Source organism: Morganella sp. HMSC11D09, from assembly GCF_001807955.1.
GTDB lineage: Bacteria > Pseudomonadota > Gammaproteobacteria > Enterobacterales > Enterobacteriaceae > Morganella > Morganella morganii.
On sequence record NZ_KV791684.1, the window covers coordinates 55,819 to 77,233 of the forward strand.

Annotated in this window: 20 protein-coding genes, 1 tRNA gene and 1 other RNA gene; 6 read left to right on the top strand and 16 right to left on the bottom strand. The window is 52.6% G+C overall.

The genetic code is table 11. The features are described 5' to 3' along the window. Window positions 1-186: 186 nt before the first annotated feature. From speFL to xerD, 7 genes are all read right to left on the bottom strand, one after another. The gene (gene speFL / locus HMPREF3119_RS19115) at window positions 187-294 is read right to left on the bottom strand and encodes a leader peptide SpeFL (RefSeq protein ID WP_107678959.1); all 108 of its coding nucleotides are present in this window, start codon (window positions 292-294) and stop codon (window positions 187-189) included. 627 nt (window positions 295-921) lie between these two features. Continuing rightward, a tRNA-Gly gene (locus tag HMPREF3119_RS08125) sits at window positions 922-995 on the bottom strand. Window positions 996-1,099: 104 nt separating this feature from the next. Then, window positions 1,100-2,617 (bottom strand): lysine--tRNA ligase, encoded by a 1,518-nt coding sequence (lysS, locus tag HMPREF3119_RS08130; RefSeq protein ID WP_070579275.1) that lies wholly within the window; start codon window positions 2,615-2,617, stop codon window positions 1,100-1,102. Window positions 2,618-2,626: 9 nt separating this feature from the next. Further along, window positions 2,627-3,725, bottom strand: a protein-coding gene (gene prfB / locus HMPREF3119_RS08135; RefSeq protein ID WP_139144841.1) for a peptide chain release factor 2 whose coding sequence is annotated in 2 segments (ribosomal slippage) — window positions 2,627-3,649 and window positions 3,651-3,725 — 1,098 coding nt in all. Because the reading frame shifts where the segments join, the coding sequence is not laid out codon by codon here. A 104-nt stretch (window positions 3,726-3,829) separates the two neighbouring features. Beyond that, complete coding sequence (gene recJ, locus HMPREF3119_RS08140; RefSeq protein WP_070579280.1) at window positions 3,830-5,563, bottom strand: single-stranded-DNA-specific exonuclease RecJ; 1,734 nt, start codon at window positions 5,561-5,563, stop codon at window positions 3,830-3,832. A gap of 22 nt (window positions 5,564-5,585) precedes the next feature. Next, on the bottom strand, window positions 5,586-6,278 hold the full coding sequence (gene dsbC / locus HMPREF3119_RS08145; protein WP_004238330.1) for a bifunctional protein-disulfide isomerase/oxidoreductase DsbC: 693 nt from the start codon (window positions 6,276-6,278) through the stop codon (window positions 5,586-5,588). A 12-nt stretch (window positions 6,279-6,290) separates the two neighbouring features. Beyond that, window positions 6,291-7,205, bottom strand: a complete 915-nt coding sequence (gene xerD / locus HMPREF3119_RS08150; RefSeq protein ID WP_004240901.1) for a site-specific tyrosine recombinase XerD — start codon at window positions 7,203-7,205, stop codon at window positions 6,291-6,293. Window positions 7,206-7,338: 133 nt separating this feature from the next. Between xerD and fldB the strand changes: the two genes are divergently transcribed. Then, window positions 7,339-7,857, top strand: coding sequence for a flavodoxin FldB (fldB, locus tag HMPREF3119_RS08155; RefSeq protein ID WP_004238332.1), 519 nt, complete (start codon window positions 7,339-7,341; stop codon window positions 7,855-7,857). 5 nt (window positions 7,858-7,862) lie between these two features. On the opposite strand, the gene HMPREF3119_RS08160 is transcribed toward fldB, so the two are convergent. After that, a complete protein-coding gene (locus HMPREF3119_RS08160) occupies window positions 7,863-8,270 on the bottom strand; it encodes a protein YgfX (RefSeq protein ID WP_004240903.1) in 408 nt (135 codons plus the stop codon). A 151-nt stretch (window positions 8,271-8,421) separates the two neighbouring features. Continuing rightward, window positions 8,422-8,709: an FAD assembly factor SdhE gene (gene sdhE, locus HMPREF3119_RS08165; RefSeq protein WP_004240904.1), complete on the bottom strand. Its 288-nt coding sequence runs from the start codon at window positions 8,707-8,709 to the stop codon at window positions 8,422-8,424. 276 nt (window positions 8,710-8,985) lie between these two features. On the opposite strand from sdhE, the gene ygfZ reads away from it, so the two are divergent. Further along, entirely contained in the window at window positions 8,986-9,969 is a 984-nt protein-coding gene (ygfZ, locus tag HMPREF3119_RS08170; protein ID WP_070579283.1) for a tRNA-modifying protein YgfZ, read from the top strand. A gap of 79 nt (window positions 9,970-10,048) precedes the next feature. Further along, a complete protein-coding gene (locus tag HMPREF3119_RS08175) occupies window positions 10,049-10,654 on the top strand; it encodes an HD domain-containing protein (RefSeq protein WP_032098838.1) in 606 nt (201 codons plus the stop codon). Window positions 10,655-10,707: 53 nt separating this feature from the next. On the opposite strand, the gene gcvP is transcribed toward HMPREF3119_RS08175, so the two are convergent. The 7 genes from gcvP to HMPREF3119_RS08210 all read right to left on the bottom strand — a co-directional run bounded on the left by gcvP (window position 10,708) and on the right by HMPREF3119_RS08210 (window position 19,953). Further along, complete coding sequence (gene gcvP / locus HMPREF3119_RS08180; RefSeq protein WP_070579286.1) at window positions 10,708-13,584, bottom strand: aminomethyl-transferring glycine dehydrogenase; 2,877 nt, start codon at window positions 13,582-13,584, stop codon at window positions 10,708-10,710. Window positions 13,585-13,668: 84 nt separating this feature from the next. After that, window positions 13,669-14,064 carry a glycine cleavage system protein GcvH gene (gene gcvH / locus HMPREF3119_RS08185; protein ID WP_004238339.1) on the bottom strand — a complete coding sequence of 132 codons (396 nt, stop codon included), beginning with the start codon at window positions 14,062-14,064 and terminating at the stop codon, window positions 13,669-13,671. Window positions 14,065-14,119: 55 nt separating this feature from the next. Continuing rightward, window positions 14,120-15,214, bottom strand: coding sequence for a glycine cleavage system aminomethyltransferase GcvT (gcvT, locus tag HMPREF3119_RS08190; protein WP_036423590.1), 1,095 nt, complete (start codon window positions 15,212-15,214; stop codon window positions 14,120-14,122). A 305-nt stretch (window positions 15,215-15,519) separates the two neighbouring features. After that, window positions 15,520-16,755 carry an FAD-dependent 2-octaprenylphenol hydroxylase gene (gene ubiI / locus HMPREF3119_RS08195; RefSeq protein ID WP_070579289.1) on the bottom strand — a complete coding sequence of 412 codons (1,236 nt, stop codon included), beginning with the start codon at window positions 16,753-16,755 and terminating at the stop codon, window positions 15,520-15,522. A gap of 3 nt (window positions 16,756-16,758) precedes the next feature. Beyond that, entirely contained in the window at window positions 16,759-17,961 is a 1,203-nt protein-coding gene (gene ubiH, locus HMPREF3119_RS08200; protein ID WP_070579292.1) for a 2-octaprenyl-6-methoxyphenyl hydroxylase, read from the bottom strand. Between the two features lie 3 nt (window positions 17,962-17,964). Beyond that, window positions 17,965-19,284, bottom strand: a complete 1,320-nt coding sequence (gene pepP / locus HMPREF3119_RS08205; protein ID WP_070579295.1) for a Xaa-Pro aminopeptidase — start codon at window positions 19,282-19,284, stop codon at window positions 17,965-17,967. Window positions 19,285-19,371: 87 nt separating this feature from the next. After that, a complete protein-coding gene (locus tag HMPREF3119_RS08210) occupies window positions 19,372-19,953 on the bottom strand; it encodes a YecA/YgfB family protein (RefSeq protein ID WP_004238345.1) in 582 nt (193 codons plus the stop codon). Window positions 19,954-20,102: 149 nt separating this feature from the next. Here HMPREF3119_RS08210 and zapA point away from each other — a divergent pair, with 149 nt between their 5' ends. From zapA to HMPREF3119_RS08225, 3 genes are all read left to right on the top strand, one after another. Continuing rightward, window positions 20,103-20,432, top strand: coding sequence for a cell division protein ZapA (gene zapA, locus HMPREF3119_RS08215; protein ID WP_004238346.1), 330 nt, complete (start codon window positions 20,103-20,105; stop codon window positions 20,430-20,432). Between the two features lie 108 nt (window positions 20,433-20,540). After that, window positions 20,541-20,723, top strand: a non-coding RNA gene (ssrS, locus tag HMPREF3119_RS08220) — 6S RNA. 37 nt (window positions 20,724-20,760) lie between these two features. Further along, window positions 20,761-21,366 carry a 5-formyltetrahydrofolate cyclo-ligase gene (locus tag HMPREF3119_RS08225; RefSeq protein ID WP_070579297.1) on the top strand — a complete coding sequence of 202 codons (606 nt, stop codon included), beginning with the start codon at window positions 20,761-20,763 and terminating at the stop codon, window positions 21,364-21,366. The last annotated feature ends 49 nt before the right edge of the window (window positions 21,367-21,415 follow it).

A 21,415-nucleotide genomic window follows, 5' to 3' on the forward strand; every position in this document is an offset into this window, starting at 1 on the left:
TTTTTTTACCGCAACCGGGAATGACGAAAGCTGTTTACCTGCATATTGATATGCATGAAAACCAGAGTATGAATTATCAATCAGAATTCAGCATATCCACACATAAATGCGGGATATAATGAGAAAGAGGTCGACGATCCATACGATGGCAATATGCAGACAACGTCATGGATGTCAGTAGAGGGACTACCTTTGTGCATTAAAACGATTAAAATCAAAACACGAACGATGTGAGAACATCATAAGGTGTGTAACACGTCTTATATGCGGCCAAAATCGGTTATTGTTTTCCATTTTTGCACCTGTTTAAAATTAAGACTATCTGACGAACAATTATTAATATAACCAAGTATAAATACTATACCGTGATATACATCAAAATAATAATCCTAAAAATATATTTAACCAATATCAGTTAGTATAAAAATACATTTTGTTAATACTGTGTTGTGTATATTATTGGCGCAAATTAAAAAAACAAATACATATTTAATATAGTTACTACGTCTATATTATAGATAATAACTAATCCTCTGATAATATAGTGACCTGGTCTATAATCATTATTTATAAGATAATAAAATATAATCACGACATATATATTTAATCAAATCGCACTAATAGTTTAATTTTAAATTAAGGTGCAATAACAGTAAGTTATAAAAAATACTATTTTATGACCGGGAAACTCGTAAAATTAATAAAGTATTATTTTTGAATAATTATTCATTTCAGTCACAATATTTCTCCGGGCCGGTAAATATATAAAACAGTACGAAGCCGGAGCGCAATGACAAGCGCCATTATGCTGACACAGACACATGTGTGGCTGAATCAGAGTTTCAGACATACGGGATGAGATGCACCGGAGAGATTCAGTTGCCGGAATATTTGATAACACAGGAAGTTAACGAAGAAAATTGGAGCGGGCGAAGGGAATCGAACCCTCGTATAGAGCTTGGGAAGCTCTCGTTCTGCCATTGAACTACGCCCGCGTCAGGATGTGTGAGATTATACGCCGGTCATCTTGTTTATCAAGAGGATAGTGAAAAAAAAGCCCCACAAATTTGTGAGGCTCCGTGTTCATTTACTGCAGCAATTATTTGCCCGGACGCATCGCAGGGAACAGGATAACGTCACGGATGGTATGGCTGTCAGTAAACAGCATGACCATGCGGTCGATCCCGATACCCAGACCCGCTGTCGGCGGCAGACCGTGCTCCAGCGCGACAACATAGTCTTCGTCATAGAACATCGCTTCGTCATCACCAGCGTCTTTCTGGCGGACCTGCTCGGCAAAACGTTCTGCCTGATCTTCCGCATCGTTCAGCTCGGAGAAACCGTTACCGATTTCGCGGCCGCCGATAAAGAATTCAAAGCGGTCAGTAATAAACGGATTGTCGTCATTACGACGCGCCAGCGGAGAGACTTCTGCCGGATATTCAATGATGAATGTCGGCTGGATCAGATGGCTTTCTGCCACTTCCTCGAAGATTTCACACTGTACGCGGCCCAGACCCCATGATTTTTCAATTTTGATGTTCAGGGATTTCGCGATAGCAACTGCTTTATCCATATCATCCAGATCAGCCATGTTGGTTTCCGGACGATATTTGCAGATTGCTTCTTTCATGGTGAGTTTGGCAAACGGTTTGCCGAAATCGAATTCCTGGTCACCGTATTTCACGACCGAGTTACCCAGCACATCCTGAGCGATGGTGCGGAACAGCTCTTCGGTCAGTACAATCAGGTCTTTATAATCGGCATACGCCATATAAAGTTCCATCATGGTGAATTCCGGGTTGTGACGCGGGGAAACCCCTTCGTTACGGAAATTGCGGTTGATTTCAAACACGCGCTCAAAACCACCGACCACCAGACGCTTCAGATACAGCTCCGGCGCAATACGCAGATACATATCGATATCCAGCGCATTATGATGGGTAACAAACGGACGCGCACTTGCCCCGCCCGGAATCACCTGCATCATCGGGGTTTCAACTTCCATAAACCCTTTGTTCACCATGAATTTACGGATTTCAGCCAGAATACGTGAACGCACCGCAAAGGTATGACGGGATTCATCGTTGGCAATCAGATCCAGATAACGCTGGCGGTAACGGGTTTCCTGGTCACTCAGACCGTGGAATTTATCCGGTAACGGACGCAGTGCTTTGGTCAGCAGGCGGACTTCGGTACAGTGAACAGTCAGCTCACCGGTTTTAGTTTTAAATAACTTACCGCGTGCCGCGAGGATATCGCCCAGATCCCATTTTTTAAAGGATTCGTTGTACACACCTTCAGCCAGATCATCACGGGAAACGTAAATCTGAATACGGCCCGCAGTGTCCTGTAAGGTGGCAAAAGAGGCTTTACCCATGATACGGCGGGTCATCATACGGCCGGCAATCGCCACTTCGATATTCAGGGCTTCCAGCTCTTCCGCGCTTTTTTCACCATATTTTTCATGCAGCTCACCGGATACCGCGTCACGGCGGAAATCATTCGGGAATGCAACGGCTTCTTTCTCACGCAACTGTGCCAGTTTTTCACGGCGTGTTTTTAATTCGTTATTTAAATCAGGTGCCTGCTCAGCACTGTGTTGATCTTGTGACATTTTTAATCCTTATAAACCCGCTTTTAAGCTGGCCTCAATACATTTATCCAAATCGCCGTCTAATACAGCCTGCGTATTGCGGGTTTCCACACCGGTACGGAGATCTTTAATACGGGAATCATCAAGTACATAAGAACGGATCTGACTGCCCCAGCCGATGTCGGATTTGTTATCTTCCATTTCTTGTTTATCGGCGTTTTTCTTCTGCATTTCATATTCATAAAGTTTTGCTTTCATCTGACGGAAAGCCTGATCTTTATTCTTATGCTGCGAGCGGTCATTCTGACATTGTGTGACGATACCGGTCGGAATATGGGTAAGACGCACCGCAGATTCCGTTTTGTTCACGTGCTGACCACCGGCACCGGAGGCGCGGTAAACGTCAATACGGATATCCGCCGGATTGATTTCAATATCAATGTCATCGTCCACTTCCGGATAGATAAACGCGGAACTGAACGAGGTATGGCGGCGGCCGCCGGAGTCAAACGGGCTCTTGCGCACCAGGCGGTGAACGCCGGTTTCGGTGCGCAGCCAGCCGTAGGCGTATTCGCCCATGATCTTAACCGTTGCCGATTTCAGACCGGCCACGTCGCCGTCAGATTCTTCAATAATTTCGGTTTTAAAGCCGCGGCTTTCTGCCCAGCGCAGATACATACGCAGCAGCATGCTTGCCCAGTCCTGAGCTTCTGTACCACCGGAACCGGCCTGGAGATCAAGGTAGCAATCAGCGCTGTCATATTCACCGGAGAACATCCGGCGGAATTCCAGCTGACCGAGTTTGTCTTCCAGTCCCTTCAGCTCTTCAACCGCTTCGTTAAAGGTCTCTTCGTCATCCGCTTCGACGGCGAGTTCCAGCAGACCGCTGACATCCTCAAGCCCCTGGTCAAGGTCATCAATGGTTTCCACGATGGCTTCCAGAGAGGCGCGTTCCTTACCGAGTGCCTGGGCACGTTCAGGTTCGTTCCAGACGTCAGGCTGTTCCAGCTCGGCGTTAACTTCTTCTAAGCGCTCTTTCTTGGCATCGTAGTCAAAGATACCCCCGAAGCACCGAAGTACGCTCAGTCAAATCCTGGATCTGATTTTTTACCGGGTTAATTTCAAACATGTCTTTTTATCTTTTGTTGATTGTCAGGTAATAATGTGAGAACTGCACATTGTAGCGAAAATCCGCTCATCATGACAGCACCGCAAAACCCTTTCGGACTAAAATTAATCCTGCCAGATATGTTCTATCAGTAACTGCACACTGCGCTGTCCGCGAAACTCATTCACATCCAGTTTATACGCGAGACGAACCCGCTGCACACTGTTGTCCGGCCAGTAATTTACATCCACATTAAAGGCGATTCCGTCGAGCAGCGGACCGCCGCCTTCCGGTTCAATCATCACTTTCAGATGTTTTTCGCCGACGATGCGCTGTTGCAGCAGCCGGAATGTGCCGTCAAACAACGGCTCCGGGAACCCCTGCCCCCACGGCCCGCCTTCACGCAGCAAACCAGCGGTTTCCAGTGTCATATCCTGCGGTGACAGCACGCCGTCGCTCCAGATAACCCCGTGCAGCAAGCCGGGGTCAATCATATCATCCACCAGCGCGGCAAATTTATGCTGAAAATCAGGGAAATACGATTCCGGCAGAGAAAGCCCGGCCGCCATCGCATGGCCGCCGAATGCGGCCATCATTCCCGGATTGAGCGTATCAAGCCGCTCGAGCACATCCCGCAGATGCAGGCCGCTTACCGAGCGCCCGGAGCCTTTCAGCAGACCATCACCGCAAGGAGCAAAGGCAATCACCGGACGGTGATAACGCTCTTTGATACGCGAGGCGAGAATACCGACCACGCCCTGATGCCATTCAGGGTGATACAGAGCTATCCCTGACGGTATTTCCGTGGTGCTGTGCTCAATTTTGCTGAACAGTGTCAGGGCCTCCTGCTGCATTCCCTGCTCTATTTCGCGCCGGGTCTGGTTCAGGCCATCCAGTTCATGTGCCAGCATGCGTGCTTTCGCCATATCATCCGTCAGCAGCAGTTCAACACCGACTGACATATCATCCAGTCTGCCCGCCGCATTCAGACGCGGCCCGAGCGCAAAACCCAGGTCACTCGCCACCAGTGCGGGAGCCTGCCGTTTGGAGATCTCCAGCAGCGCGGTGATCCCGGCACAGCAGCGTCCGGCACGGATGCGGTTCAGCCCCTGATGCACAAGGATACGGTTGTTCTGATCAAGCGGCACCACGTCTGCCACTGTGCCCAGTGCGACCAGGTCAAGCAGTTCAGCCAGGTTCGGCTCGGCAATATTCTGTTGTGCGAACCAGTCGTCCGCCCGCAGTGATGCCCGCAGCGCGGACATCAGATAAAAGGTTACGCCGACACCGGCGAGGGATTTGGAGAGAAATCCGCAGTCTGCCAGGTTCGGGTTAATAATCGCTTCCGCCGGCGGCAGAATCTCTCCCGGCAGATGGTGGTCAGTCACAATCACGCGGATCCCGGCAGCATGAGCGGCAGCCACGCCGTCATGGGAGGAAATGCCGTTATCCACTGTCATAATCAGTTCCGCCCCTTTGCGGCGGGCCTGCTCTGTCACCTGAGCGCTGAGCCCGTAGCCGTCCTCAAAACGGTTGGGGACAAGGAAATCCACCTGCCGGAACCCCATCCGGCGCAGTGCGCGGACTGATAGTGCAGTGCTGGTTGCGCCGTCAGCATCAAAATCGCCGACAATCACAATCCGCTGATTCTGGTGCAGTGCTTCTTTCAGCAGTACAACGGCCTGGTCAATGCCGTTAAGCTGACCGTAATTAAGCAGCCCGCGTGCACCGCGCTCCAGTTGCTCCGCAGAGGTAATTCCTCTGGCAGCATACAGACGGCATAACAGTTCGGGGCGATCGGGAGAAAGCAGTGCTGTATAATCCCCCGCATCACGGCGGCGGAGTTCTGTTTTTATCATAACAACCTGATTATACTATTAATTATTTATTTACTAATTCAGCAATTTTATCCGCTGACAGGTAACCGGCAATCAGCGTTCCGTCCTCAAGGACAATCGCCGGAGTGCCGGTGATGCCGAATTTCAGGCCGAGATTATAGTGTTTACTGATATCAATGTTACAGCTGTCTATCTGCGGGATAGGTTCATTACGGAACGCGTTATCCAGCGCTTTGGTTTTGAACCCGTTACACCAGACTGACTGCATTTCCCGGCCGACAGCTGAATCCGGCCCTTTGCGCGGAAACGCCAGATAACGGACCGTAATGCCTTTATCATTCAGCGCCTTATTTTCATTATGTAACTTCAGGCAGTACGGACAGGTGATATCCGTAAAGACAGTAATAACGTGGCTGCCGCGCTGAGATTTATAAATGATCATCTCATTTTCCAGGCTGTTCAGCTCATCCAGCAGCACATTATTGGTGATATTTTTCGGGGTTTTGCCGCTCATATCAAACATCGGCCCCTGCAGCAGATAACGGCCGTCATCGCTGATATAAAAAACACCCTGCGGGGTGGCTACCGCCGAGACACCCGGCACCGGTGACGGGCGGATCATGGTGGCGGTCATATCCATTTTGCCCAGTGCCGCTTTGATTTCGCTTTCACCGGCAACCGCGCCGTGACTGAACACAAGCAGAAGCGCCAGTGCGGATGATACAATTTTCAGCATACTGTTTCCTTATCAGCCGCGCGGATGGTGCTGCTGGTGCAGCGTGCGTAACCGCTCCGTCGCGACATGGGTATAAATTTGTGTGGTGGATAAATCACTGTGCCCCAGCAGCATCTGCACCACCCGCAGATCCGCCCCGTGATTGAGCAGATGCGTGGCAAAGGCATGGCGCAGCACATGGGGCGAGAGTTTTTCAGTCGCAATCCCGGCTACGACCGCATAGTGTTTGATGCGGTGCCAGAATGTCTGCCGCGTCATCTGCCGCCCGAGTTTGCTCGGGAACAGCACGTCCGCAGCCTGTCCGTTCAGCAGTGACGGTCTGGCCTGTGCCAGATAAACCTCCAGCCAGTACACCGCTTCTTCCCCCATCGGCACCAGACGCTCTTTATTACCTTTACCGATCACACGGATCACGCCCTGGCGCAGACTGACATCCGGCAGCGACAGTGACACCAGCTCTGTCACGCGCAGTCCGCAGGCATAAAGCACTTCCAGCATGGCTTTATCGCGCAGTTCAAGCGGATCGGTAACATCCGGAGCCGCAAGCAGGTCATCCACCTGGCTTTCGCTCAAATCTTTCGGCAGCCGGGCGGGCAGTTTGGGTGCCGCCAGCTGAATAGTCGGGTCATCCGTCCGCAGTTTTTCACGGTAGCAATACTGGAAAAACCGGCGCAGCGAGCTGAGCATCCGCGCCGAACTGGTAGCTTTGTAACCGCGATCCAGCCGGCCGGCCAGAAAAGCCTGCAAATCAAGGGTGGTCAGCGATAACCAGTCCAGATCCTGCGGCGCCAGCCAGTCCGCCAGTGCCTGTAAATCCAGGCGATAGGATGCCAGGGTGTTTTCCGATAAATTCTGTTCCAGCCAGATAGTATCAAGAAACTGCTCTGTCAGTGCATCACTTTCGCTGTGTTGTACGGCGTCCTTCACCGCTGACCTCCCGTTTGAATTCCCGTGTCAGAATTAACTTATCTTCTGTTACAATACCGTAATCCTGTGATGAAAGCAGCGCACAGAGGCGGCGGGCTTTCATTTTTTACCCGATACACAGCAGAATAAACAGATGAAAATTGGTCTTTTTTATGGTTCCAGCACCTGCTATACCGAAATGGCAGCTGAAAAAATCCGTGATATTTTAGGTGATGATCTCGTTGAACTCCATGATGTGAAAGAGACAGATCTGCAACTGATGGAAAGCTACCCGGTGCTGATCCTCGGCATTCCGACCTGGGATTTCGGTGAAATCCAGGAAGACTGGCTGGCGGTGTGGGAGCAACTGCCGCAGCTTGATTTATCGGGAAAAATTGTCGCTATGTACGGCATGGGTGATCAGGTGGATTACAGCGACTGGTTCCTGGACGCACTGGGCTATCTGCATCAGCAGCTGCAATCATCCGGGGTAAAATTTGCCGGTTACTGGCCGGTGGACGGTTATACCTTCACCAGCCCGAAAGCCCTGACCCCGGACGGCAAACACTTTGTCGGCCTGGCACTTGATGATGTCAATCAGTATGACGAAAGCGAAGAGCGCATCGCCACATGGTGTATGCAGGTACTTGAGGAAGTTCAGGAACTGCTGTAGGCCGATCAGATATCCGGGTACTGTAAAAGCAGCTGATTAAGGCTGCTCCATGCCTCTTTCGGGACACTGTCAGAGGCTATCCACAGGTATTTCTGCCGCCCGGAGGTCAGTGAGCGCAGATGCAGACGGATACCCAGCCGGGTAATATATGGCGGTTTAGTGATCTCCCACTCGCTTTTACGCCATAAAATCCGGTTTTGATTCTGCAGACTGGCGGGACCGGCGCGTTTGCTGATTTTATACTGTGTCCGCCCCCAGCCTGCGATCAGCAGCAATGTCAGCGGCAGCCAGATAAATGAGGTTCTGCCGGGCCAGGGCGCAAATAATACACTCAGCGCCAGCACACCGTAAATCAGTGTTGAGAAGACCTGAGTATTAAATGAGACACGTAATACTGATTTCCATAAAACCACCGGTCTGCCCCCTCTGTATCCTGACATAATGACAGCACCCGCTGTCCGGCTGAGAACCCGGTTATCCCGCGTCCGTCAGCCGGAAAATATACGGCATTCCTTCCCGGTTTCCTATGAAATAACTGTGACCGGTTATGACTTTTTCTGCCGCTCAGTCCGGATAATACGCTGCGTTCTGTGCTGCCATCCGTGCCTGATTACGTTCCTGAATCAGCCGGATTATCTGATACAGCGCCTCATCATCCGGACGGCCTTTATTCATCAGCCAGTTAAACAGATCCGGGTCCGGGCAGTTCAGCAACTGCACAAAATCCTGTTTCTGAGCATCGGTCAGCGTGTCATATTCATGCTGAAAAAACGGCATAATCGCAATATCCAGCTCCCGCATGCCGCGACGGCAGGCCCAGTGGATGCGGGCTTTATTTTCAATATCTAACACCGGTATATCCTTTTTATAAGAAGCGGTTTATCAGACCGGTAAACATAACTGATGATACCAGCGTAGCCTACCAAGCCCTGACAATAAAGAAAATCGTCTGCCGCACATGCCGGAGAAAAATGCGTCTCAGGCGGAAAAATAAATGAAATCCGCAACTGAGGATTTCATTGTCACTCCGCACGTACCGCATCACACAAAGGGTCAATAATATTCTCTTGCAATGTCTGTTATCTCTTTTACCATACATTGCACAGCTCTCCGGACAGGTAAAACATCATGAACACAGAAACAAATACATTACTCCCGCAACTGAGTGATTCTCTCCCCCTGACACGCATTTCCCTCAGCGATCTGGCGCTGGTGACCATCACCGGCCCGGATAGTCAGAAGTATCTTCAGGGACAGGTCACCGCTGATATCGACGCTATGGCTGATGATCAGCATGTGCTGTGTGCCCATTGTGATGCCAAAGGGAAGATGTGGAGTGATCTGCGTCTGTTTCATTATAAAGACGGTTACGCCTACCTTATCCGCCGCAGTGCGCTGGATACCCAGCTCGCGGAACTGAAAAAATACGCGGTATTTTCCAAAGTGACGATTGCCGCTGATGATAGTGCTGTCCTGACCGGGATCGCCGGTCACGGTGCGGCAGAAGTCTTACTGGCACATTTCAGCACAGTTCCGGATGCGGACACTCAGGTTGTCAGCAGCGATGACACCACGCTGCTGTATCTGCCGCTGCCGCAGGGGCGTTTTATTCTGATCCAAACCGCTGAACAGGCCGGTGCTTTATCTGATGCCCTGTCTCTGCCGGACGCGTCTGACACTCAGTGGACCGCACTGGATATTGAAGCTGGTTACGCCGTAATTGATGCGGCAACCGTCGGTGAATTTCTGCCGCAGGCAACAAATCTGCAATCCCTTCCCCGGGGTATCTGCTTTAAGAAAGGCTGTTATACCGGCCAGGAAATGGTCGCCCGCGCCAAATTCCGCGGTGCCAACAAACGCGCCATGTTCACACTGATTGGTCACAGCCGCCATGTGCCGGTCGCCGGTGATGATGCTGAACGCCAACTGGGTGAAAACTGGCGCCGCACCGGTACCATTCTCGCGGCTGTCCGCCTGAGCGATGACCGCGTTCTGGTGCAGATTGTGATGAATAATGATACGGAGGAAGATGCTGTCTTCCGTATCCGTGAAGATGAAGAAAGCCGCCTGAGCCTTTTCCCGCTGCCGTACTCCTTTACTGAAGAAGCCTGATTTCCCGTCATCCCCGGGCGCAGAGATACCCTGTCTCTGCGCCCGGAGGTATTCTGTATAAATCCGTATTGAGGTTGTTATGTCATCAGCTGTTCCCGCACAGGAAGTCATTCCTTTTTCTCAGTTAATCACCTTTGTTATGGAGCTGGATAAGCTCAAAAGCGTTTACCGCAAAACCCGCCTGCTGAACAATGAACGTCAGGAAAACTCCGCTGAACACAGCTGGCATTTTGCCATGACAGCAATGGCGTTTGCGCCGTATGTTGAAGATGCGGATATGCTGCGGATCCTGAAAATGGCACTGCTGCATGATGTGGTGGAAATTGACGCCGGGGACGTGCTGGTCTTTGATCTGGCCGCCCGCGAAGCGATTGCGGAAAAAGAAGTGGCTGCCGCAAAACGGATTTTCGGCCTGCTGCCGCAGCCGCAGGCGGATGAGTTTCAGGCGCTGTGGAATGAGTATGACGCCGCAGAGACCCGCGAAGCCCGTATCGCCAATATGATCGACCGCGTGATGCCGGTGCTGATGAATCTGCACAACAATGGTCAGAGCTGGGTGGAAAACAATATTTCACTGGAACAGGTAATTGACCGCACGAAATTTATTGCGGATGTGCATCCGGCATTCTGGGCGTGGTTACGTGCCGAACTGGATACCGCGAAGCAGAAAGGCTGGCTGCACTGATAAAAAAGGCCGGTTGTGTTACCACAACCGGCCTTTTCTTTATCGTTTACCGTTTACTCGTAATCACTCATCGGTGCACAGGAGCACTGAAGGTGACGGTCACCGTAGACATCATCCAGCCGTTTAACCGTCGGCCAGTATTTGTTGTCACGGGTGGATTGAGTCGGGAATACCGCCACTTCACGGCTGTACGGGTGTGACCACTCCGCTGCCAGTTCAGTCTGGATATGCGGGGCATTCACCAGAGGGTTATCTTCCGCTGTCCACTCACCACTGCCGACCCGCTCCATTTCCGCACGGATACCCAGCATCGCATCAATAAAGCGATCCAGCTCCGTCTGGCTTTCGGACTCTGTCGGCTCAACCATCAGTGTGCCGCCGACCGGGAAAGACATAGTCGGTGCATGGAAACCGTAGTCAATCAGACGCTTGGCAATATCCATCTCCGTAATACCAAACTTCGCTTTCAGCGGACGGATATCCAGAATACATTCATGCGCCACATAGCCGTTACGGCCGGTATAAAGCACATCGTAAGCGGATTTCAGCCGTGCTGCGATATAGTTGGCATTGAGGATCGCCACCTGGCTGGCCTGACGTAGTCCCTGAGCACCCATCATGCGGATATACATCCAGCTGATCGGCAGAATGGAGGCACTGCCGAACGGTGCGGCGGATACTGCGCCCTGAGAGGTCAGCAGCTCAGAGGTAACGATGGTGTGTCCCGGCACAAACGGTGCGAGGTGTTTTTTCACACCAATCGGCCCCATGCCCGGTCCGCCGCCGCCGTGCGGAATACTGAAGGTTTTGTGCAGGTTAAGGTGAGAAACATCCGCGCCGATGAAGCCCGGTGTAGTCACACCGACCTGTGCGTTCATGTTCGCGCCGTCCAGATACACCTGGCCGCCGAATTCATGAATGATATCACAGACTTCACGCACACCCTCTTCATACACCCCGTGGGTGGACGGATAGGTGATCATCACACAGGACAGATTTTCACTGTGCTGTTCTGCTTTCGCCCGTAAATCCGCCAGATCAATGTTACCGTCTTCATCACAGGCCACCACCACGACTTCCATTCCCGCCATATTGGCTGAGGCCGGGTTAGTGCCGTGAGCAGACTGCGGGATCAGACAGATAGTGCGGTGCCCTTCACCTTTGCTTTCCTGATAGCGGCGGATAGTCACCAGCCCGGCGTATTCCCCCTGTGCGCCGGAGTTCGGCTGCATGCACATGGCGTCATAACCGGTCAGCAGCACCAGCCAGCGGGAGAGCTGTTCTATCATCACATGATAGCCCTGAGCCTGCTCCGGCGGGCAGAACGGATGCATATTACCGAATTCCGGCCAGGTTATCGGGATCATCTCCGCAGCCGCATTCAGTTTCATGGTGCAGGAGCCGAGCGGGATCATCGCCTGATCCAGCGCCAGGTCTTTGCGGGCCAGACTGTGCAGATAGCGCATCATATCCGTTTCGCTGTGATAGCGGCGGAAGTTCGGATGCTTCAGAATCTCCCCTTCGCGGCGCAGCGCGGCAGGAATGGATTCAGAAGAAGCGGCAACCTGTGCATCGAGTGCATCAATATCCCACTGTGCTTCCTGTCCGGTCAGTACCGCGTACAGATTTTCCAGGCATTCACGCTGCGTGGTTTCGCTCAGGGTGACCGCAACGGCACCCGGCAGATCGGTACGCAGGTTGATACGCGCCGCTTTGGCACGGGCCAGAACGGCAGCTTTGTCCTGCACTTCAATCGTCAGAGTATCAAACCAGGTGGTGTTACGCAGACGCAGACCTGCATCTGTCAGCGCTTTCGCCAGAATATCGGTCAGGCGGTGAATGCGGCCGGCAATCCGTTTCAGACCTTCCGGCCCGTGGTAGACCGCATACATCCCGGCGATATTTGCCAGCAGAACCTGAGAGGTACAGATATTGGAGTTCGCTTTTTCACGGCGGATATGCTGTTCGCGGGTTTGCAGCGCCAGACGCAGAGCACGGTTACCGGCGGCATCAATGGATACCCCGATAAGACGGCCCGGCATCGCACGTTTGTAAGCATCACGGCAGGCAAAGAAGGCAGCATGAGGGCCGCCGTAGCCCATCGGCACACCAAAACGCTGGGCTGAGCCGAAGACGATATCCGCGCCCTGTTTACCCGGTGCTTCCAGCAGAACCAGCGCCATAATATCGGCTGCCACACTGGTGATCACCTGACGCTGATGTAACTGTGCCAGTAGGTCACGGTAGTCATGGATCTGCCCGCCGGTGCCGGTCTGCTGCAACAGCACACCGAACACATCATCGTAATCAAGGGCTTTTTCCGCACTATCGATTATCAGTTCAAAACCGAAATATTCAGCGCGGGTGCGGATCACATCCAGGGTTTGCGGATGCACATCATCCGCAATGAAAAAGCGGTTGGCATTTTTCTTTTTGCTGACGCGTTTTGCCATCGCCATCGCTTCCGCCGCAGCGGTCGCTTCATCCAGCAGTGAGGCGGATGCCAGCTCCAGACCGGTCAGGTCGATAGTCACCTGCTGGAAATTCAGCAGTGCTTCCAGGCGGCCCTGGGAGATTTCCGGCTGATACGGCGTGTACGCGGTATACCAGCCCGGATTTTCCAGCAGATTGCGTAAAATTACCGGCGGCAGAATGGTCGGTGCATAGCCCTGGCCGATGTAAGAGGTAAATTGCTGATTCAGCCCGGCAATGATTTTCAGTTCTGCCAGCGCATCCTGTTCGGTTGCCCCTTCGCCCACGGCAGGCGGGATATCCAGCTGAATATCATCAGGGACAATATGGCGGGTGAGATCTTCAAGTGATGCCGCACCGACCGTTTTCAGCATATGCTGCTGTTGTTCAGGGGATGCGCCGATATGACGGCGGACAAATTCACCCCGGTTTTCAAGCTGCGTTAAAGTTTGAGTCATTGTTCTCCGGTTCCTGACATTGTCTGATTCAATAAAAACCCGAAAAAAAACCCTGTTTACTTACAAACAGGGTTCCGCAATCCGTCAGTCTTCTTCTTCAGCCTGCAGTTCTGCGTATTTGGCTGCGTCCATCAGACCGGCAAACTCATCCGGATCCGTGATTTTAATACGGATCATCCAGCCGCCTTCATACGGCTCGCTGTTTACCAGTTCCGGGCTGTCTTCCAGTGCTTCGTTCACGGCGATAACGGTGCCGGTCACCGGCGCATACAGGTCAGATGCCGCTTTTACCGACTCAACGGTACCGAATGCCTCACCAAACGTGATTTCATCACCCACTTCCGGTAATTCAACAAAAACCACATCGCCCAGCAGTTCCTGCGCGTAGTCAGTGATCCCTGCCACATACTCATCACCACTCTCATGGCGAACCCACTCGTGATCTTCTGTATATTTCAGATTCTCAGGTATATTACTCATCGCCAACGGCTCCTGTTATCGGGTTTCTCAAAATTTAACAATAAAATACGGATGTTCAGACCAGTGCTTTGCCGTTACGGACAAATCCCGGTTTCACGACCTCAACAGGCACTTCACGGTTGCGCACCTGTACAATAGCGGTATTGCCGATCCCCTGCGGGACGCGGGCCAGCGCGATACTGAATCCCAGTGACGGGGAGAAGGTTCCGCTGGTGATAACGCCGGTCTGTAATTTGCCGAGCTCATCAGTAAAGCGGACTTCCATTCCGGCCCGCAGTACGCCTTTTTCGCGCATCACCAGACCGACCTGTTTTTCAGTGCCGTCGCGGCGGAATTTTTCCAGTGCCTCACGGCCGATAAATTTCCGGTCTTCCGGCTGCCAGGCAATGGTCCAGCCCATATTTGCGGCCAGCGGATTGATGGTTTCGTCCATCTCCTGGCTGTAAAGATTCATGCCTGCTTCGAGGCGTAAAGTATCCCGTGCCCCTAACCCGGCAGGTTTCACCCCAGCGGCCAGCAGTTTTTTCCACAGGTCAGCAGCCTGCTCTGCGGGCAGCGCGATTTCATAACCTTCCTCGCCGGTGTACCCGGTAGTGGCAATGAAATAATCGCCGCTCTGCACGCCGTAAAACGGTTTCATCCCGGCGACGGCGGCTTTTTGTTCCGCACTCAGCAGTGTCGCAACTTTTTCTTTGGCATGCGGCCCCTGAACAGCAATCATCGCCAAATCATCACGGACTGTCATCTCAGCCGCAAAGTTTTTGCGATGTTCGTCAATCCACGCCAGATCTTTTTCACGGGTGGCGGAGTTCACCACCAGCCGGTAAAAATCATCCGCAAAGTAATAGACGATAAGATCGTCGATCACACCGCCGGACGCATTGAGCATCCCGGTATACAGTGCTTTGCCTTTTTCGGTGAGTTTTGCCACATCGTTGGCGAGAAGATAACGGAGGAACTGCTGACATTGCGGACCATGAAAGTCCACGATTGTCATATGGGAAACATCGAACATACCGGCGTCATTGCGGACATTGTGGTGCTCTTCGATCTGGGAGCCGTAGTGCAGCGGCATCATCCAGCCGTGGAAATCCACCATTTTTGCCCCGCAGGCAACGTGCTCACCGGACAGTGGTGTGTGTTGTGCCATTCTATCCCCTTTCAGTCAGACATAGTGCGCAGCGTGTACCGCGCAAACGATACCCTTTTCCTGACGTTATCACCGAATCACAAACGTAACCATAAGAAAAAATTGTGACCGTGTACGCGGACGGAAAAATACGAGCCGTCAGTATGCAGATTTTTCATCTGCCATTCTGAGCCCTGAGGCGCAAAAAAGCATTAACAGGTGATAGTTTTGAATTAAGCGGCGGGAATGCACTAAAACACCGGCCGGATCGACCGGTTAATTTTTAGTGCATTATGAATAAAACTAATGTGAAAAAAGCCCTTAAATTAGATTTTTTCAGCTGATGCCGGCTTCGGTTCACGCAGCCAGTCCGGCATATCACTCAGTCCGCGGGCATGGCGCAGCAGCACCGGTTTGACGCCCGGCAGTGTGTCTGCCAGCACCAGACCGACATCACGGACCAGTTTTTTCACCGGATTGCTGCCGTCGAACAGGTCACGGAAACCCTGCATCCCGGCCAGCATCATTGCGGCACTCTGCTTGCGGCGGCGCTCAAAACGGCGCAGCCAGAAATAGTTACCGATATCTTTGCCTTCAGCCGTCAGACGGCGGATTTCGCCAATCAGCTCTGCCACATCCATAAAACCGAGGTTAACACCCTGTCCGGCCAGCGGATGAATGGTGTGAGCCGCATCGCCCAGCAGCGCCAGACGCGGCGCGGCGAACTGACGGGCATAACGTCCGGTCAGCGGGATTGCCCGCCGCTCACTGACCACTTCACACAGCCCGAGGCGCAGATCAAACGCCGCTGCCAGTTTATGGTTAAACGCAGCATCATCCAGATCCAGACAGTGCTGTGCTGTCAGTCCGGGCAGAGACCAGACAATTGAGCAGTGATGTGCATCCGGCAGCGGCAGAAATGCCAGAATGCCGTCGCCGTGGAAAACCTGACGCGCCACATTCTCATGCGGCAGTTCTGTGCGGATGGTGGCGACCAGCGCGTGATGCTCATAATCCCAAAACGAAACCGGGATATCCGCATGCTGACGCAGCCAGGAATTTGCACCGTCTGCCCCGGCCACTAAGCGGGTCGTGAGCATATCGTCATTTTCCAGGGTGATAAAGGCATCGTTTTCGCCCCACACCACCTGACGGATTTGCGTACCGGTGAGCAGTGTTACATCAGACAGCTTTTGCACCCGCTCCCAGAGCGCGTTGCGGATCACATCGTTCTCAATGATATGACCAAGGTGTTCACAATGGGCTTCCGCCGCACTGAACGCAATACGGCCAAAGCTGTCGTTATCCCACACTTCCATGCCCTGATACGGTGCCGCGCGTTTTGCCAGAATATCCTGCCAGACACCCAGTCGCCCCAGTAAGCGCTCACTGGCACTGTTGATGGCGGAGACCCGGACAGCAAACGGCGCCTGCGGATCAAAACGGGTATCCGGCGCCTGCTTTTCAATCACGGCGATACGCAGCCCGCAGCCGTGCAGACCACAGGCCAGTGCCAGCCCGACCATGCCGCCACCGGCAATTACCACATCATATGACTGCATTGTTTATCCTCTTTCCGTGGCGGTGTTAAGCGGCTGCGCGACCCAGCCGAGAGTCTGTTTTGCCAGCCGGTTGCGCAGAAACGGCAGCATTTCCATTGCCATCAGACCGGCATTCCGTCCGGCGGCCAGCGGGAAGCAACTGTTGGAGAAAAGGCGCACCAGGCTGTCGGTCAGGGTCATTGTCGCCTGCCGGTCAGCCTCACGGGCGGCATGATATTGCATCAGCACACGGTACTGACCAATATCTTCCTGTGATAAAAACGCCTGACTGATAACCTCCGCCAGTGCCATCACGTCACGTATTCCCAGGTTAAAACCCTGGCCGGCGATCGGATGGAGTGTCTGCGAGGCGTTACCCACCAGCGCCAGGCGGTGGGAAATCTGAGAGTGCGCGGCACTCAGAGTCAGCGGATAACAGTGACGGGCACCGGCAGTGACAATTTTGCCCAGTTGCCAGCCGAAGGCTTTCTGCAATTCGCGGCAGAAAGTCTCATCATCCCATTCACGCACGGCTTCCGCATGCTCTGCACGGTGACACCAGACCAGCGAACTGCGCCCTTCTGTCATCGGCAGCATGGCCAGCGGCCCCTGCGGGGTGAAACGCTCAAACGCCCGCCCCTGCGGATCCAGTTCTGTCATCACATTGGCGATCACCGCCACCTGCTCATACGGGGTGTCACTCCACTGCATACCGCATTGTTGCGCGACCGCAGAGTGACTGCCGTCCGCCGCAATCAGAGCCTGGCCGTTCAGTGTTTTGCCGCTCTCCAGCTGAACACTGACTGAATCCATCGTGCGGGTAATGCTTTTTACACTGTCCGGACAATACAGAGTAACATTTTCGGCTTTTGCCAGTTCGGCAAACAGGGTTTGCCCGGCATCATACAGCTCAATCACCTGTCCGAGCGCATCAATATCATAATCACCGGCGGTAATATTCACACAGCCGGTATGCCCCTGATCAGACACATGCACCCGGGTAATCGGCGCCGCATGCGCTTTCAGGGCGGACCACAGCCCGATTTTCTCCAGCCGCTGACAGGTACCGTACGCCAGGGCAATCGCCCGCGCATCAAACCCCGGATGATGGTCATCCGGTAATCTGGCTTCCGCCAGTGCAACGGGAAGCCTGCCGTGACTGAGGCGGGAAAGTGCCAGCGCCAGTGTTGCGCCGGTCATTCCGCCCCCGGTGATTATCACACTCATTAATTATTCAGCCTGTTTTGCCTGCGCCATCAGCGCTTCAATTTCATCTGCGGTTTTGACCACTGACGCGGTCAGGTTTTCGTTGCCGTCCGCCGTGATGACAATATCATCCTCAATACGGACACCAATGCCGCGATATGCCTCCGGCACATCCGCATCCGGCGCAATATACAGCCCCGGTTCGATAGTCAGTACCATGCCCGGCTCCAGGATGCGGTCACGTTCTGTGCCGTAATGGCCGACATCATGTACATCCAGTCCTAACCAGTGGCTGAGACTATGCATGAAAAATGCGCGGTATGCTTTGGTCTCGATCAAATGCGGAACATCCCCGGTCAGTAAGCCGAGTTTTACCAGCCCTTCCGTCATGATTTCCACCACGCGATCTGTCACTTCTGCAATAGAAGTCCCCGGGCGGTAGAGTTCAAGGGAGACATCCAGGGTTTCCAGCACCAGGTCATAGATTTCACGCTGCTCTTTGCTGAATTTGCCGTTCACCGGGAAGGTACGGGTAATATCCCCGGCATAACCCTCAATTTCACATCCGGCGTCGATCAGCACCAAATCGCCGTCTTTCATCCGGCATTCGTTTTCGGTGTAGTGCAGAATGCAGCCGTTCTCACCGCTGCCGACAATGGTGTTATAGGACGGGAAACGCGCGCCGTTACTGATAAACTCGTGTTCGATTTCGCCCTGTAACTGGTATTCGTACATGCCCGGACGGCATTTTTCCATCGCGCGGGTGTGTGCCAGTGCGCTGACCTTCCCGGCACGGCGCATGATGTCCAGCTCCGCCGGGGATTTAAACAGACGCATTTCGTGGACAATCGGCCGCCAGTCAATAATCGTGCCCGGCGCGGAAAGGTTACGGCGGCTGCCGCGGCGCAGTGTATCGAGGGCATTAAAGACGATAGTATCTGCATACGCCATTTCGCCCTGAGCGAAATAGAGAGTGTCGAGGCCGTTAAGCAGCTGGCAGAGCTGTTCGTTGATTTCATCAAACGGCAGTGCGCGGTCAACACCCAGTTTTTCGGGCGCAGCATCCTGGCCGAGACGGCGGCCGAACCAGATTTCCGCCGTCAGATCACGAACCCGGTTAAACAAAACACTGTGGTTATGGGTTTCATCACTTTTAATCAGTACCAGTACGGCTTCCGGCTCACTGAAGCCGGTCAGGTAGAGAAAATCACTGTGCTGGCGGTAGGGATACTCACTGTCCGCATTGCGCTGTGCCGGAGGTGCCGCAAAGAAAACCGCCGCGCTGGCCGGTGCCATTTTTTCCAGCAATGCCTGACGGCGTGAGATAAATTCTTGTTTATTCATACCCTCTTTCCTTGTACTGTGTGATGATTCAGGAATCTGATGGTTCAGTGTGCCGCAGATTATCTGCTGCGGACAGATTCAGATATATCAGTGTAATGTCGGTTTCTGTTCCGGCGCATCAGCCTTTTGTGCGCTGCGCGGCTTCGCCAGCGAGATATAGCACAGCTGTACCGCAACGCGGACATACTCGATCACTTCTTCCAGCGCGTCATCCAGCTCTTCGGCATCTTCTGCCTCATCATAGCCCAGCATGCCGATTTCCCGCAGATCAGTCACAATTTCTTTTACTTCCTTGCGATCACTGAATTTCGGATCCGCCACACCCAGACCTAATAAGAAGTGATTGACCCAGCCGGCCAGCTCATCAGCCCGGGCAAACACACCCGCTTCATCATCCGGCAGCAGTAAATTAAACTGACATTCGGTATCATCAAGCAGTTCAAATGTGGTATTAAAGAGAGCACGCAGCGGCTGTGCCAGAACCTGTGAAAACGCCATGCCTTCGTTGGTCAGGTCGTGGATCAGTGCCAGCCAGCTGTCATCTGTGTTACCGCCGCAGAGCAGACCCGTGATCAGGCCGTGCATCTCTGACGCGGTCATGGCGACGGCCTGCTGACGCAAAAGTTCATCAAGTGTTTTAAAATCGGGCAGTGTTTTATCCGGGGTCATTATTTTGCTCACCAGTCGGGTTTCAGTTCATGATATGCTACCATCAAGAGGCGCCGCTGTACCAGATAAGGGCTGCGGCCTGCTGCTATAACGTACACAATTCACGTCACACAGGATAATATCCTGTTGCAGAACCAAAGGAAGATTTCATGTCTGCACAACCCGTTGATATCCAGATATTCGGGCGTTCCATGCGCGTTAATTGTCCACCGGAACAAAGAGAAGCTCTGCTCGCTTCTGCTGCGGAGCTTGAACAACGGTTACAGGACCTGAAAGAACGCAGCCGGGTGTCCAACACAGAACAGCTCGTTTTTATCGTCGCGTTAAACATCTGTCACGAACTGGCACAAGAAAAATTGAAAACGCGCGATTATGCCTATAACATGGAACAAAAGATAAAACTGTTACAGCAGACTATCGAGCAGGCGCTGCATGACCAAACCCGAATCACTGAGCGCCAGGTAACACCTATTGAATAAAATTGTTTAGAAATCAGTCACTAGACAAAAAAAATTTCGAAATTAGGTTGCAATATCTGCCCGATTTCATACAATGAGTTTAAGAACAACGTTACACGAAGTTCACAAAATTCTCTGAGATGTTTGTCTGCGGGTCAGTCCCCTGAGCCGATATTGATACAGACAGAATGTGGTGATTTGTCACCGGTGAGCATACCTGATTCGTTCAGGCAGCCTAATGGAAGCAACACCGCGTTCACCTTGAACCAAGGGTTCAAGGGTTACAGCCTGCGACGGCATCTTGGAGACCTCTCTCTTCTTTATCTCCTGATATTTCGCTGATTTCACTATGACTCATGACCCGTTGTTACAAGCGCGGCATCATCTGCGTCAGTTAATCCGCAATAAGCGCCGTGCGCTGACACCTCAGCAGCAAAACACTGCCGCACAAGACCTTGTTCAGCAAATCATTCATCACCCTGATATACACCGCGCCAATAATATTGCCCTGTTTCTCTCTTTTGATAGTGAGATTGATACCCGTCCGCTGACAGAGTGGCTGTGGTCACAGGGAAAACAGGTATTTTTACCTGTTCTTCACCCGTTCAGCCGCCATCATCTGTTATTCCTTGCTTATCGCCCTGATACCCCGCTGATTAAAAACAAATTTTCAATTTCAGAACCGGCATTGGATGTCACACAGGTATTACCGCCGCAGGAACTGGATATTATGTTTATTCCGCTGGTCGCGTTTGATGAAAAAGGAGAGCGTCTCGGGATGGGCGGCGGTTTTTATGACCGCACACTGACAGGCTGGCAGAAGAAAGGGTTTTACCCGGTGGGGCTGGCACATGATTGTCAGCAGGTTGATGAACTTCCTGCCGCACAGTGGGATGTCCCGCTGCCGGAAGTGATCACGCCATCACGTCGCTGGCTGTGGCCGGAACATAAATAAATCAGTATAAACAATTAGATAAATAATCCATCTGCTGCTGACAGCGACA

Coding starts and splice junctions, on each gene's coding strand:
- speFL (WP_107678959.1), bottom strand. CDS start 294: ATGGAAAACAATAACCGATTTTGGCCGCATATAAGACGTGTTACACAC.
- lysS (WP_070579275.1), bottom strand. CDS start 2,617: ATGTCACAAGATCAACACAGTGCTGAGCAGGCACCTGATTTAAATAAC.
- recJ (WP_070579280.1), bottom strand. CDS start 5,563: ATGATAAAAACAGAACTCCGCCGCCGTGATGCGGGGGATTATACAGCA.
- dsbC (WP_004238330.1), bottom strand. CDS start 6,278: ATGCTGAAAATTGTATCATCCGCACTGGCGCTTCTGCTTGTGTTCAGT.
- fldB (WP_004238332.1), top strand. CDS start 7,339: ATGAAAATTGGTCTTTTTTATGGTTCCAGCACCTGCTATACCGAAATG.
- ygfZ (WP_070579283.1), top strand. CDS start 8,986: ATGAACACAGAAACAAATACATTACTCCCGCAACTGAGTGATTCTCTC.
- HMPREF3119_RS08175 (WP_032098838.1), top strand. CDS start 10,049: ATGTCATCAGCTGTTCCCGCACAGGAAGTCATTCCTTTTTCTCAGTTA.
- gcvP (WP_070579286.1), bottom strand. CDS start 13,584: ATGACTCAAACTTTAACGCAGCTTGAAAACCGGGGTGAATTTGTCCGC.
- gcvH (WP_004238339.1), bottom strand. CDS start 14,064: ATGAGTAATATACCTGAGAATCTGAAATATACAGAAGATCACGAGTGG.
- gcvT (WP_036423590.1), bottom strand. CDS start 15,214: ATGGCACAACACACACCACTGTCCGGTGAGCACGTTGCCTGCGGGGCA.
- ubiI (WP_070579289.1), bottom strand. CDS start 16,755: ATGCAGTCATATGATGTGGTAATTGCCGGTGGCGGCATGGTCGGGCTG.
- ubiH (WP_070579292.1), bottom strand. CDS start 17,961: ATGAGTGTGATAATCACCGGGGGCGGAATGACCGGCGCAACACTGGCG.
- pepP (WP_070579295.1), bottom strand. CDS start 19,284: ATGAATAAACAAGAATTTATCTCACGCCGTCAGGCATTGCTGGAAAAA.
- HMPREF3119_RS08210 (WP_004238345.1), bottom strand. CDS start 19,953: ATGACCCCGGATAAAACACTGCCCGATTTTAAAACACTTGATGAACTT.
- zapA (WP_004238346.1), top strand. CDS start 20,103: ATGTCTGCACAACCCGTTGATATCCAGATATTCGGGCGTTCCATGCGC.
- HMPREF3119_RS08225 (WP_070579297.1), top strand. CDS start 20,761: ATGACTCATGACCCGTTGTTACAAGCGCGGCATCATCTGCGTCAGTTA.